This window comes from Streptomyces sp. NPDC008001, assembly GCF_042958085.1.
Classification (GTDB): Bacteria; Actinomycetota; Actinomycetes; order Streptomycetales; family Streptomycetaceae; genus Streptomyces.
Genome location: NZ_JBIBIZ010000003.1, coordinates 484690 through 497137 on the forward strand (window position 1 = coordinate 484690; position 12448 = coordinate 497137).

A 12448-nucleotide genomic window follows, 5' to 3' on the forward strand; every position below is an offset into this window, starting at 1 on the left:
AGCTGCGGAAGCCGCGGCCGGGCACGTGCCGCGGACGCGGCGGCCGGCCCCGGCCGCCGCACCGGCGACGAAGGGACACAGGACACCATGGGCCACCTCAAGCAGCGCAACCTCATCACCGCCACCGAGCGGCTGCGCGACCAGGTCGCCCACGCCCTGCGCGCCGCCCTCATCTCCGGCGAACTCCGCCCCGGCGAGGTCTACTCCGCACCGCAGCTCGCGGAGGACTTCGGCATCTCCGCCACCCCCGTCCGCGAGGCCATGCTCGACCTCGCCCGCGAGGGCCTGGTCGAGCCGGTCCGCAACAAGGGGTTCCGGGTGACCGAGGTCAACGAGCGCGACCTGGACCAGTACACCGAGATCCGCACCCTGATCGAGGTCCCCATGGCCGGCCGCATCACGCGCACCGCGGCCCGCGAGGACCTCGAAGCGCTCCGCCCGGTCGCCGAGGAGATCGTGCGCGCCGCCCGCGACCACGACCTCATCGGCTACCTGGAGGCCGACCGCCTCTTCCACCTCAGCCTGCTGGCCCTCTCCGGCAACGAACGCCTCGTCGAGACCGTCGGCGACCTGCGCAAGCGCTCCCGCCTGTACGGGCTGACCGCCCTCGACGAGCGCGGCGAGCTCATCCCCTCCGCCGAGGAACACCTCGAAATCCTGGACCTGATGCTCGCGGGCGACGCCAAGGGCGCCGAGAAGTGCATGGCACGGCACCTCGGCCACGTGCGCTCGCTGTGGGCGAAGGGCGGCGGCGCACAGGAGTGACGGCCGGCGCCGTGCGGCCCGCCCGCGCCCCGGCGGGCACCGGTCCCGGGTCAGTTCTCCACCGTCTGCACCCGCGGCGGATGGCCGTTCCAGGTGACGAACACCGACGTGGTCCGCGTACCGGCCATGAAGTCCACCCGGATCCAGGCGCTCTGCTTCCACACCCGCATCTGCCAGCCCTCGTCCGGCGTCGCCGACACCAGCGCGGCCGAGGCCTCGCCCAGGTCGAAGACCGCTCGCCCGCCCCGGACCGGATAGCTCTTCACCCCGCCGGTGCCCGGCGGCGGTTGCTGCCCGCCCGTCCGCCGCCCGGCGCCGGTCTCCGGCGCGGGAGCAGCGCTCTTCGCGGACGGCGCCGCGCTCGCCGGGGCGGAGGACGACGGCTCCGGCGCACGGGCCGACGACGCCGGCTCGCCCACCGCCGGCACGAGCGGCGGCGTCGTACCCGAGATCGGCAGGGCGCGCGGCGGTTCGTAGGCCGTGCCCGTCAGCACCGTGCGCACCCCGTACCAGGACACCGCCGTGGCCGCCGCCGTCGCCAGTGCCCACGCCAGAGCCTGCAGGAATCCTCGTCTCACCTGGCTCATAGTGCCGCACCCGTATGGCGTACGGTGCCGCCCATGGCAAGACTGCTCGTAGTCGAGGACGATCCGTTCGTGCGCTCCGCCCTCATCCGGGAGCTGACCGAGGCCTCGCACACCGTACGCAGCGTGGGCACCGCTCTCGAAGCGCTGCGCGAAGTCGCCCAGGTCGGCTTCGACCTGGTCATCCTCGACCTCGGACTGCCGGACCTCGACGGAGCGCAGGCCCTGAAGATGCTGCGCGGCATCACCGACGTACCGGTCATCGTCGCCACCGCACGGGACGACGAAGCGGAGATCATCCGCCTGCTCACCGACGGCGCCGACGACTACCTGGTCAAACCGTTCTCCGTGGCCCACCTCACCGCGCGCATGGCCGCCGTACTGCGCCGGACGGGCCGCGGCGGCGGCACGGCGGGCGATCCGGCGCCGTCCGCGGCCCTGCGCGTCGGCGGCCTGGCCGTCGACCCGCTGCGCCGCCTGGCCGAACTGGACGGCGCCCCCCTCGACCTGACCCGGCGTGAGTTCGACCTCCTCGCCTACCTTGCCGGCCGCCCCGGCGTCGTCGTCCCGCGCAAGGAACTCCTCGCCGAGGTCTGGCAGCAGTCCTACGGCGACGACCAGACCATCGACGTGCACCTGTCCTGGCTGCGCCGCAAGCTCGGCGAGACGGCCGCCAGGCCGCGCTACCTGCACACGGTCCGCGGCGTCGGAGTGAAGCTGGAACAGCCCCGGCCGATGCCGCCGCAGCAGCAGCCTCCGGCGGAGCCGGCATGAGATGGGCGCTCGTCCGGGTGTCGCTGGCCGTGACGGTGATGGTGGTGCTGGCCTTCGCCGTCCCGCTCGGCCTGGTCGTCAAGGAACTCGCCCGCGACCGCGCCTTCGCCGACGCCGAACGGCAGGCGGCCCAGATACGCCCCGCACTCGCCATCACCACCGACCGCGACCAGTTGGAACGCGCCGTCGCCAGCTCGCAGGCCGGCGGCGAGGAACGCCTGGCCGTCCACGTACCCGGCGATGGCGGGGGCGGGGGCGGCGGCGCCGCGCGACGAGGCGCGGACGCCGGCCCGGGCCCGCACGACGCACCCACCGGGTCACCGCGCGAGCCCTACGGCATCGGCCGCAGCCGGGCCGCCCCGCACGACGTGGAGACCGCCCGCCGGGGCCGCTCCGCCGTCACCTCCGTGCCCGGCGGCTACGCCCTCCTCCAGCCGACGGCCCTGAGCACCGGCGAGTTCGCGGTCGTCGAGGTCTACGTCCCGCACCGTGCCGTCAGCAACGGCGTCACCACGTCCTGGGCGATCCTCGCCGCCGTGGCCCTCGGCCTGGTCGTCGGCTCCGTCGCCGTCGCGGACCGCCTCGGCCTGCGCCTCGTCCGCCCGGCGGAACGGCTCGCCAAGGCCGCCGCCGAACTGGGCGAGGGAAAGCTGGGGGTGCGCGTCCGCGAAGGCGGCCCGGCCGAACTGCGCGCCGCGGCCGTGGCCTTCAACTCCATGGCCGACAAGATCGTGCAGCTCCTCGCGGGCGAACGCGAACTCGCCGCCGACCTCTCCCACCGGCTCCGCACCCCGCTCACCGTCCTCCGCCTCAACGCCGCCTCGCTCGGCGAGGGCCCGGCCGCCGACCAGACCCGCGCCGCCGTCGAGCAACTGGAGCGCGAGGTCGACCAGCTGATCCGCACCGCCCGCGAACAGGGCGAGCAGAAGGAGCGGCCCCCGCTCGGCTGCGACGCCTGCGACGTCATCCGCGACCGCATGGACTTCTGGTCCGCGCTCGCCGAGGACGAGGGACGCACGGTCCGGCTCGCGGGCGTCGACGCGACCGTACGCGTCCCCGTCGCCCGCCCCGAACTCGCCGCCGCGCTGGACGCGATGCTCGGCAACGTCTTCCGGCACACCCCGGAAGGCACCGCCTTCGCCGTGGACGTGCACCGCAGCGACGACGCCGTGATCGTCCTCGTCTCCGACGCGGGCCCCGGCATCGCGGACCCCGACGCCGCGCTGCGCCGCGGCCACGGCGACGGCGGACCCGGTTCCACCGGCCTCGGCCTGGACATCGTGCGGCGCGTCGCGGAGTCCACGGGCGGCGACGTACGGATCGGGCGGTCGGTGCTCGGCGGCACCGAGGTCCGCGTGTGGCTCGCGCTGGACGGACGGGGCGGGCCGCGCCGCCGCGAACGCCGGAGCCGGGTGCGGGGCCGGGTGCGGCGCCGGCTCCGGCCATAGGCCGCGGCAATAGGTTCCGGCCATGGGCTCCGGGCATGGGCTCCGGGCATGGGCTTCGGCATTAACGCCCGCACATGCGGACCTTAAGGCGGCCATAAGAAGCCCGCCCCCGACGGTGATTGGGGGATTTGCCTGGTTCGCGCTCGCTAGCGTGCCGCCTGTACCTACCCCCCAGGCAGAACAGGCAGACACGCGATGGGTTCCTCCGCACACCGCCGGCGAGTGAGCCGGAAGGCGAGGCTCGCCGGCGTCGGGATCGCCGCCGCGATCGCGGCCGGCGCCGCCTTCACCCTCACCGGCACCGCGCAGGCCACACCGGTCGGCGCGGCCTACTCCACGACCGGCTCCTGGTCGGGCGGCTTCACCGGGCAGTACGTCATCACCAACGGCACCGGCAAGGAACTGCCGGACTGGAAGTTGTCGTTCGACCTCCCCGAAGGCGCGAAGATCACGTCCTTGTGGAACGGCAAGCACACCGTCAGCGGCCGCAGCGTCACCGTCGCTCCGGAGAACTGGAACAGCACCCTCGCCCCCGGAGCTTCGGTGACCGTCGGCTTCGTCGCGACCGGCGCGGCGGCACCCACCGCGCCCGTGAACTGCCGGATCAGCGGCGCGAAGTGCTCGACGGACAAGAACCCCGAACCCCCGCAGCCGACCGGCTCGGCGCCGGCCCCGCCCCGGCCGCGGCCGACCGGGAACACCCCGGGCCCCGGTGGCGCCAAGGCCGCGTTCGCCCCCTACGTCGACACCCTCCTCAACCCGGCGTACGACCTCCTCGGCACCGCCCGGAAGACCGGCGTCAAGAATTTCACCCTCGCCTTCGTCACCTCCGGCGGCGGCTGCACCCCCAAGTGGGGCGGCGTGAGCGACCTGGACAGCAACCCCGTGGCCCGGCAGATCGGCCCGCTGCGCGAGGCGGGCGGCGACGTGCGGGTCTCCTTCGGTGGCGCGGCCGGCTCCGAGCTCGCCCTCGCCTGCTCCTCCGCCGACGACCTCGCCGCCGCGTACGGCAAGGTCGTGGACGCGTACAAGCTCACCAAGGTCGACTTCGACATCGAAGGGGGCGCGCTGCCCGACACGGCCGCCAACACGCGCCGCGCCCGGGCCGTCGCGCTGCTCCAGAAGAAGCACCCCGGCCTCGACGTCTCCTTCACGCTGCCGGTGATGCCCACCGGCCTCACCCAGGACGGCGTCAACCTCGTCGAGAACGCCAGGAAGAACGGCGTGTCCGTCTCCGCGGTCAACATCATGGCGATGGACTACGGTTCGTCGTTCAGTGGCAACATGGGGCAGTACGCGATCGATGCCGCCACGGCGACGCAGGCCCAGGTCAAGGGCGTGCTGGGGCTGAGCGACGCGGCCGCGTGGAAGGCTGTCGCCGTCACTCCGATGATCGGCGTCAACGACGTGGCCAGTGAGGTCTTCAAGACCGGCGACGCGGACCGGCTGGTGGCGTTCGCGCGGCCCAAGGGGATCGGCTGGCTCTCCATGTGGTCGGCCACGCGCGACAAGCAGTGCCCGGGCGGTGCGCAGAACTCCGCCTCGGCCACCTGCAGCTCCGTCCCGCAGGACGAGTTCGCGTTCACGAAGGCCTTTGCCGCCGTCCGGAGCTGACGCGCTTCCCGTTCCCCCTCTGTCCGGATCCCCGTCCGGAATCCCCCCACACCCCCCACACCCCCACACCCCCACGTTTTCCCACCCCTGACGATGGAGGAGACACCCCCCATGCACCCCCGCCACAAGGCCGTCCGTACCGCAGCGCTCGTCACGGCCCCCCTCGCGCTCTCCCTCTCCGTCACCGTGCTGGCCTCCGGAACGGCCTCCGCGCACGGCTCCATGACGGACCCGGTCAGCCGGGTGTCCGCCTGTTTCGCGGAAGGGCCGGAACATCCGCGCTCGGCGGCCTGCAAGGCGATGGTCGCGGCCGGCGGCACCCAGCCGCTCTACGACTGGAACGAGGTCAACATCGGCACCGCCGCCGGCCGCCACCGCCAGATCATCCCGGACGGCAAGCTGTGCAGCGCCGGTCGCGACAAGTACAAGGGCCTCGACGCGGCCCGCGCCGACTGGCCGGGGACCAAGCTCGCGCCGGGGAAGCACACCTTCACGTACCGGGCGACCGCCGCGCACCGCGGCACGTTCGAGCTCTACGTCACCAAGGACGGATACGACCCGCGGAAGCCGCTGAAGTGGTCGGACCTGGAGGCGAAGCCGTTCGCCAAGGTCACGAACCCGACGCTGAAGGAGGGGAGCTACGTCTTCGACGGCACCGTCCCGAAGAAGTCCGGCCGTCACCTCATTTACAGCATCTGGCAGCGCTCGGACAGCCCCGAGGCGTTCTACACCTGCTCCGACGTGGACTTCGGCGGGACGGCGGCGGTGACGAAGGCCGTGGCCCAGGCCCCCGCGGCCTCCGCCCCGAGCGAGAAGCAGATCACCCAGGAAGCCGCCAAGTCGACCGTCGGCCACGGCGGCCACGGCGGTGACGGCCCCGACGAGGCGGGATACGGCGGGGGCGCGCACGCCGAGAACGCGCACGCCATGGGCGGGCACGACCAGCAGACCGAGGCGAAGGCCGCCGACGGCCCCTCGGCCCAGGGCGGGCGCCTGGCCGAGACCGGCGGCGACGGCCGTACGGCGATGCTCACCGTCGCGGGCGCCGGGACCCTGGCGGCCGGCTCCGCCGTCCTGTTCATGGCCGCGCGACGACGCTCCGCCCGGAACCGCGCCTAGGCCAGGGCCTGAACGGCAGGCGCCTCCCGCTCGCGCCCGGAGCCTTGGGCGGGAGGCGGGAGGCGCCCGCCGTACCTCAGCCGGACAGCCGGGACCGCAGCGTCCGCCTGTCCGGCTTGCCCGCTGCCGTCAGGGGGAGGTCGGACACCAGGTGCAGGGCCTCGGGAGCGTAGAGACGCCCCTTGCGGGCGGTGACGAAGTCGCGGATCTCCTCCAGCGTGGGCTGCTGCCCCGCGGCGGGCACCACGGCGGCGTGGACGTGCTCCACCGACTCCTCGTCGGGGCTGCCGAAGACCGTGCACCGGGCGACGGCCGGATGGCTCAGCAGCAGGTCCTCCAGCTCCGCCGGGTAGACGTGGCCCCCGACGACCACGATCATCTCCTTGATCCGGTCCACGATGTAGAGGTAGCCGTCCTCGTCGAGGTAGCCGACGTCGCCGGTGTGCACCCAGCCGTCCCGCAGCACCTCGGCGGTCAGCTCCGGCTGCTTCCAGTAGCCCTCCATCACGAAGGGCGAGCGCACCAGTACCTCGCCCGGCTCGCCGGGCGGCAGGTCGGTGCTGTCGGCGTCCCGGATCGCGATCTCCACACCGGGCAGGGCCCGGCCGACCGTCAGGTGCCCGCCGTGGCCCGTCACCTCCTGCTCCCCGGGACCCGCCTCCGTGACGGACTGCACCTCGGCCTGCCCGTACACGCCGTAGAGCACGGGCCCGAGGACCTTGGCGGCCTGCCGCAGCCTGGCCGCAGAAGCAGCGGTGCCGCCGTACGTGATCCGGCGCAGGCTGGACAGGTCGGTCCCCTCCAGGTCCGGGTGGTCCAGCAACTGGTAGAGCAGCGGCGGCAGCAGCCAGGTGTGGGTGATGCGCTCGCGCTCGATCGCGGCCAGCACGTCGCCGGGCTCGAAGTCGTGCTGCAGGACCACCGAGCCGCCCTGGTGGAGCGTCATGTCGGTGAAGATCCCGGCCAGGTGGGCGAGCGAGGTGCAGGCGAGGTAGCGGGGCGGGTCGCCGGCGCCGGCGAGCCCGTGGTCCAGGCCGCGCCGGTACGAGCCGTGGGTCATGCGGATGCCCTTGGGGATCCCGGTGGTGCCGCCGGTGTGCCGGATGCACCAGTCGTCGTCCGGGCCGGCCAGGCCGCCCACCGGCCGCGCCGGGCGCCCGGCGGCCGCGGCCAGGACGTCCTCGGCGAAGGTGCTCGGACCGAGGGAGAGCGCCCGGGGGACGCCGGCCAGTTGCAGCAGCTCCCCGGCCGTGGCGTGCCGCCGGTCGTCCACCAGGAGGAGGGAGCAGTCGACGCTCTCCATGATGCGGGCCATGGTCGGCGGGCTCATGCCCTCGTAGAGGCCGACCACCCGGGCACCGGCCAGATTGGCGGCGTACCGGGCGACGAGGGCCTCGGCGGTGTTGCCGGTGAGCAGGGTGACCGTGGCGCCTCGGCCCACACCGCGCTCCGCCAGCTCCCCGGCGAGCCGGTAGACCTGGTCCCGGAGCTCCGCCGCGCTGATCACCCGTCCCTCGGCGGTGGTGACGGCCGCCCGCTGCGGCTCGGCGGAGAGCACGTCGAGGACCGTCTCCACATAGCCGGTAAAGCCGTTTTCCGTAGCGTCTTGTCGGCGGCTCATCGCTGCTCTCCCTTGTCGGAACCCGATGGACGTCCTCGACGCTAGTGCCGCCCTCTCATGCCTTCCACGACCAGTTTTGCCATGTGCTCATGTCCCGTCAGGCATAAGCCGCTCGGGCATGAGCCGCCCGGGCACGAGCCCTTCGGGCATGAGTCGTTCCATGGCCAGCCGGCGGAAGTCCAGCGCGGCGGGGGAGAGGTAGGCGTCCCGGCGCCAGACCAGGGTCAGCGTCCGGTGGCAGTCCGCGGCGTCCAGCCGCAGCCAGGCCACCGGGCTGCGCTCGCCGAGGGTCCACCGGGCGACGGCCGGCATCAGACCGAGGCCCAGGCCGACGCCGACCAGCTCCGGGGTGGCCGCGGCCTCGTCGCCCTCGCAGACCACGCGGGGCGTGAGCCCCTCGCGGGCGAAGAGCCGTTCCAGCAGGGCCCGCTGCCAGTGACCGGCGCGCGTGCTGACGAACCCCTCGCCGGCCAGCTCGGCCACCGCGACGCGCTCCCGTCCGGCCAGCGGATGCCCGCGCGGCACGGCCAGCAGCACCTCTTCCCGCACCAGTTCCAGCGAACACAGGTCCGGGCCGGCCAGTGGCTGGGAGGCGAGCGCGAAGTCCACCTCGCCGGAGCGCAGATGACGCCGCATCGACTCCACCGTGGTCTGGAACAGGCGCACCTTCACCCCGGGGCGCTGCTCCTGGAAGGCGGCCAGTACCGCGGCCAGCTGAAGCAGGGTCTCGGCGGCGACGGAGACCCTTCCCGGGCCGTCGCCGGCGGCATCGGCCATCTCCCGCCGGGCGTCGTCGATTTCGGCCAGCGCCCGCTCGACCCGGTGCAGGAAGGCGGTGCCGTGCTCATTGAGCCGTATCCGGCGTCCGCGGCGGTCGAAGAGCGGAACCCCGAGCTCGGCCTCCAGCCGGATGATGGTGCGGCTCACCGACGGCTGGGCGACCCGGAGTTCCTCCGCGGCCCGGCTGATGTGCTCGTGACGGGCCACGGCCCGGAAATATCGCAGCGAGAGCAGATCCATGCCGCCAGTCTCGCCGGACCCTTCCCTTGAGGATCCCGGGACCCCGATCGTGGCAGCGGGTCAGTGCTGGCTGTTGAGGAAGCCGATGACGACCGCTCCCCACCAGCAGACCTGGGAGACGACAGCGGTGGCTCCGCCCCAGGCCAGGATGCGCGGGGAGGGCGAAGCGGAGGGCTGCTCGGCCATGCGGCGGTTGAGCACGCCCGCCTGCAGGCCGTTCAGGCTGAGGAGCAGCACCAGCACCAGCTTGACGGAGGTGAGGGTGGCGGACGGGTTGGGGTGGAGCAGCATGCCGCTCGCGACCAGGCCCACGAGACCGGCCCAGATGGGCGTGTGCAGGCGGCCGGCGCTGCCGAGGGCCTCCTTGAGGGTGCAGCGGCCGGTCATCCACAGGAGCCCGTAGTAGTCGGCCACGAGCACGGCGCCGAAACCGAGCACCAGGCTCGAGAGGTGGACGAAGAGCGCGGCGGTGTGAAGCGTCGCGTCGGCCTGCAGGTGAACCGAGATCCACACGGAGACGGCCCAGGCCGCACAGATCGCGAACCCGGCCCCGGCGACCGTCCACCAGGAGTCGTACAGGCCCAGCGGCTTTGCGTGCCGGGCGGTCGTGGTGGCGGCGCGGAGCGAGCCCGGCGGGCGGATGACGGACAGGTACGGTTCGGACGGCAGAGCGGACACGCGATTCTCCAAACGCAGACCCTCATGACTGCGGGGCTGACTTCATGGCGGCCAAGGCCTTGAAAGGTGACCGGCTGGTTACCGGCGTGAATCCTTCATTTCCTCAAGGAACGGGTTAAGTGCCCGATAAGACTGAACACTCTCCGGGTGAATTGGCAAGCTCTGCAGGTCACAGAGGGAATCGCGCGCATTTGTTGATCTGTGGCGGCCGGGAAAGGGCGGCGCCTGACGCAGCGCGCGGGTGCGCTCGCTCCACGTCACCCTCGGGGTCCTGTGGTGTGAGGCGGCCCATGAGGCCTGGATCACTTACTAGGGAGCTTAGTGGGCGGAACTGTGGAATGCAGCGGCATGACGGCCGCGGCTGCTCTGTTCAATGAAAGGGGGTAGTAGGTCACAGTGCTTGTCAGGGGTTTTGGGCGCCGCTAACAATTACGGGGTCGCTGGGCGCCGTCGACCGAGAAACGGCGCTTCGTTATTGCGCCGATTCAGGGCCAGGCGGCATCCGCGATTGGAAGGTTCAGCTCAGACATGCGCTCCACCGTCTCCGCTTATACCCGTCTGCCCAAGATTCACAAGTTCTCCGTGGCCGGCATTGCCGCGACCGGTGCCGCCGTCGTCGCGGTCGCCGTCGCCCCGCACGCCTTCGCTGCCGATGCTGCCTCCTCGGCGTCGGTGAAGCCGGTGGCGTGGAGTGCTGAGGCGTTCGGTGAGACGCAGCAGGACGCGCTGGACCAGCAGACCACTGCTGCTGTGGCCGCTGCGAAGGCTGATGCCGGTAAGGCGAAGGCGGACAAGGAGCGGGCCGAGAAGCAGGCTGCTAACCGGTCCACCGAGCGCAAGGCCCTCCAGGCCAAGCCCGCCGCCCCCGCCACCCCGGCTCCGGCGAAGAAGGCCGCCCCGGCCGCTCCTGCTGCTCCGGTGAAGAAGTCCTACGGCAACAACGTCGATGGCTGGATCAGCGAGGCGATGGACATTCTGCGGGCCAAGGGCATCCCGGCCTCTTACGACGGCATCAAGCGCAATGTGATGCGTGAGTCGACGGGTAACCCGCGTGCGATCAATGACTGGGACGTCAACGCGGTGAATGGTGTGCCGTCGAAGGGTCTGCTGCAGATGATCGACCCGACGTTCAAGGCGTACCACGTCGAGGGCACCTCGTGGGACATCTACGACCCGGTCGCCAACATCACCGCTGCTTGTAACTACGCGGCCGACAAGTACGGCTCCATGGACAACGTGAACTCCGCGTACTGATCCACAGCGGTCGGCAGATCAATCACCGCGAGGGCGGTGGCACCCCTGATCAAGGGGCGCCACCGCCCTTCGCCGTTCTGAAATACACTCCCTCAGTGAACGAAACCCTGCCGCCGTGCCCCGAATGCTCCAGCGCCTACACCTACGAGATGGGCGCGCTCCTGGTCTGTCCCGAATGCGGTCACGAGTGGTCGCCCGCCTCCGCAGCGGCCCCCGAGAGCGGTGCGGCGCAGGACGCCGTGATCAAGGACTCGGTCGGCAACGTCCTCTCCGACGGTGACACGGTGACCGTGGTCAAGACCCTGAAGGTCAAGGGCAGCCCGACCGGGATCAAGGCCGGCACGAAGGTGCGCAACATCCGGCTCGTGAACGGCACGGACGGTCACGACATCGACTGCAAGATCGATGGGTTCGGGGCCATGCAGCTCAAGTCGAGCGTGGTCCGGAAGGCCTGACCAGCGGCCTTCCCCTCCCCGTCCCTCTCTTCCCCTGCCCCTCCTGTTACTCCGCTTACTCCACGCCCCGGTCCTCAGCGAGTGCGGCGAGCAGCTCGCTCTCCCGCCGGGGGCTGAGGCCCGAGCGCCGCACCCGGTCCAGGCCCCGCTCGCGCTCCCACCGCAGCGTGTCGGTGAGCAGTTCCGCCCGGGGACGGTGGCGCAGCCCGGCGGCCCGCGCCGCGGCGCCGCTCCGGGCCGACCATCCCTCCCAGCCGGGCTCGGCCAGCCACATCGGCAGTGACTCCGGCCCCATGAACTGGGCCACGTCGTTCGCGATCAGCCACGCGGAGCCGGCCTCCGCCACCGGTCCGGTGTGCCCGCCGATGGTGCGGGACAGAGTGATCCAGTCCTGGAAGGGAACGACCGGGCCGACGGCGTCGTAAGTGCCGACGGTTCCGGCCTCCGCGGCGTCGAGCAGCCAGGCGGCGAGGTCGCGTGCGTCGATCACCTGTGTCGGAAGGTCCGGCTCTGCCGGGACCAGCATCGGGCCCCGCGGGTCCCGTGCCGCGCGGGCGACCCAGTAGCCGGACCGGTCGCTGTGGTCGCCGGGGCCGCCGATGAGGCCGGCGCGCGCGATGAGGAGACGGTCGCCCACCGCGGCCGTCGACGCCCTCTCGCACGCCACCTTCGCTTCGCCGTACAGTTCACGGCCGACCTCGGCCAGCTCGGTGGGAGCCAGGAGCGCCGTGGACTCGTCGGCGTCCGTCGCGGCGTGGGAGGCGTAGGCGCTGACGGAAGAGACGTACGTCCAGTGCCGCGTCCGGCGTCCCAGCGCCTCCAGGGCCCCGCGGACGAAGCCGGGCTGCCACGACACCTCGACGACCGCGTCCCACTCCCGGTCGAGCAACGGCTCGTAGGCGGAAGGATCGCTCCGGTCGGCGGTCACCAGGAGCGCCCCTTCGGCAACCTCTCCGCTCTCGCCGCGGGCGAGGCACGTGACCCGGTGGCCGCGTGCGATCGCCTGCCGCGACACTTCCCGGCCCAGCCAGGCCGTCCCGCCAAGAATCAGGATCTCCATTCCGCCACCCAAGCATCGAATGCGCGTGGTGCGAATAAAAATTCGCCGACGGCAGA

At 72.3% G+C, this 12448-nt stretch carries 12 protein-coding genes; 7 read left to right on the forward strand and 5 right to left on the reverse strand.

Translation table 11 applies throughout. The features are described from left to right. The first annotated feature begins 87 nt into the window (after positions 1 to 87). Positions 88 to 765, forward strand: a complete 678-nt coding sequence (locus ACFZCD_RS10545; RefSeq protein ID WP_391829417.1) for a GntR family transcriptional regulator — start codon at positions 88 to 90, stop codon at positions 763 to 765. A gap of 50 nt (positions 766 to 815) precedes the next feature. Here the strand turns inward: ACFZCD_RS10545 and ACFZCD_RS10550 are convergent, their stop codons facing one another. Beyond that, on the reverse strand, positions 816 to 1352 hold the full coding sequence (locus ACFZCD_RS10550) for a hypothetical protein (protein WP_391829418.1): 537 nt from the start codon (positions 1350 to 1352) through the stop codon (positions 816 to 818). A 33-nt stretch (positions 1353 to 1385) separates the two neighbouring features. Here ACFZCD_RS10550 and ACFZCD_RS10555 point away from each other — a divergent pair, with 33 nt between their 5' ends. The 4 genes from ACFZCD_RS10555 to ACFZCD_RS10570 all read left to right on the forward strand — a co-directional run bounded on the left by ACFZCD_RS10555 (position 1386) and on the right by ACFZCD_RS10570 (position 6304). Further along, positions 1386 to 2123 (forward strand): response regulator transcription factor, encoded by a 738-nt coding sequence (locus ACFZCD_RS10555; RefSeq protein WP_391829419.1) that lies wholly within the window; start codon positions 1386 to 1388, stop codon positions 2121 to 2123. Continuing rightward, on the forward strand, positions 2120 to 3571 hold the full coding sequence (locus ACFZCD_RS10560; RefSeq protein WP_391829420.1) for a sensor histidine kinase: 1452 nt from the start codon (positions 2120 to 2122) through the stop codon (positions 3569 to 3571). The genes ACFZCD_RS10555 and ACFZCD_RS10560 overlap by 4 nt, the downstream gene beginning before the upstream one ends. Before the next feature lie 195 nt (positions 3572 to 3766). Then, complete coding sequence (locus tag ACFZCD_RS10565) at positions 3767 to 5185, forward strand: cellulose binding domain-containing protein (protein WP_391829421.1); 1419 nt, start codon at positions 3767 to 3769, stop codon at positions 5183 to 5185. Between the two features lie 111 nt (positions 5186 to 5296). After that, positions 5297 to 6304: a lytic polysaccharide monooxygenase gene (locus ACFZCD_RS10570; protein ID WP_391829422.1), complete on the forward strand. Its 1008-nt coding sequence runs from the start codon at positions 5297 to 5299 to the stop codon at positions 6302 to 6304. Positions 6305 to 6380: 76 nt separating this feature from the next. On the opposite strand, the gene ACFZCD_RS10575 is transcribed toward ACFZCD_RS10570, so the two are convergent. The 3 genes from ACFZCD_RS10575 to ACFZCD_RS10585 all read right to left on the reverse strand — a co-directional run bounded on the left by ACFZCD_RS10575 (position 6381) and on the right by ACFZCD_RS10585 (position 9623). Continuing rightward, on the reverse strand, positions 6381 to 7925 hold the full coding sequence (locus ACFZCD_RS10575) for an AMP-binding protein (RefSeq protein ID WP_391829423.1): 1545 nt from the start codon (positions 7923 to 7925) through the stop codon (positions 6381 to 6383). 87 nt (positions 7926 to 8012) lie between these two features. Further along, the gene (locus tag ACFZCD_RS10580; RefSeq protein ID WP_391829424.1) at positions 8013 to 8945 is read right to left on the reverse strand and encodes a LysR family transcriptional regulator; all 933 of its coding nucleotides are present in this window, start codon (positions 8943 to 8945) and stop codon (positions 8013 to 8015) included. A gap of 60 nt (positions 8946 to 9005) precedes the next feature. Continuing rightward, positions 9006 to 9623, reverse strand: a complete 618-nt coding sequence (locus ACFZCD_RS10585; protein ID WP_391829425.1) for a hypothetical protein — start codon at positions 9621 to 9623, stop codon at positions 9006 to 9008. A gap of 528 nt (positions 9624 to 10151) precedes the next feature. Here ACFZCD_RS10585 and ACFZCD_RS10590 point away from each other — a divergent pair. Together ACFZCD_RS10590 and ACFZCD_RS10595 are read left to right on the forward strand one after the other, a co-directional pair. Continuing rightward, on the forward strand, positions 10152 to 10877 hold the full coding sequence (locus ACFZCD_RS10590) for a transglycosylase SLT domain-containing protein (RefSeq protein ID WP_391829426.1): 726 nt from the start codon (positions 10152 to 10154) through the stop codon (positions 10875 to 10877). Positions 10878 to 10972: 95 nt separating this feature from the next. Next, on the forward strand, positions 10973 to 11332 hold the full coding sequence (locus ACFZCD_RS10595; RefSeq protein WP_391829427.1) for a zinc ribbon domain-containing protein YjdM: 360 nt from the start codon (positions 10973 to 10975) through the stop codon (positions 11330 to 11332). Positions 11333 to 11387: 55 nt separating this feature from the next. On the opposite strand, the gene ACFZCD_RS10600 is transcribed toward ACFZCD_RS10595, so the two are convergent. Further along, positions 11388 to 12392, reverse strand: coding sequence for an NAD-dependent epimerase/dehydratase family protein (locus ACFZCD_RS10600; protein WP_391829428.1), 1005 nt, complete (start codon positions 12390 to 12392; stop codon positions 11388 to 11390). Positions 12393 to 12448 lie beyond the last annotated feature (56 nt).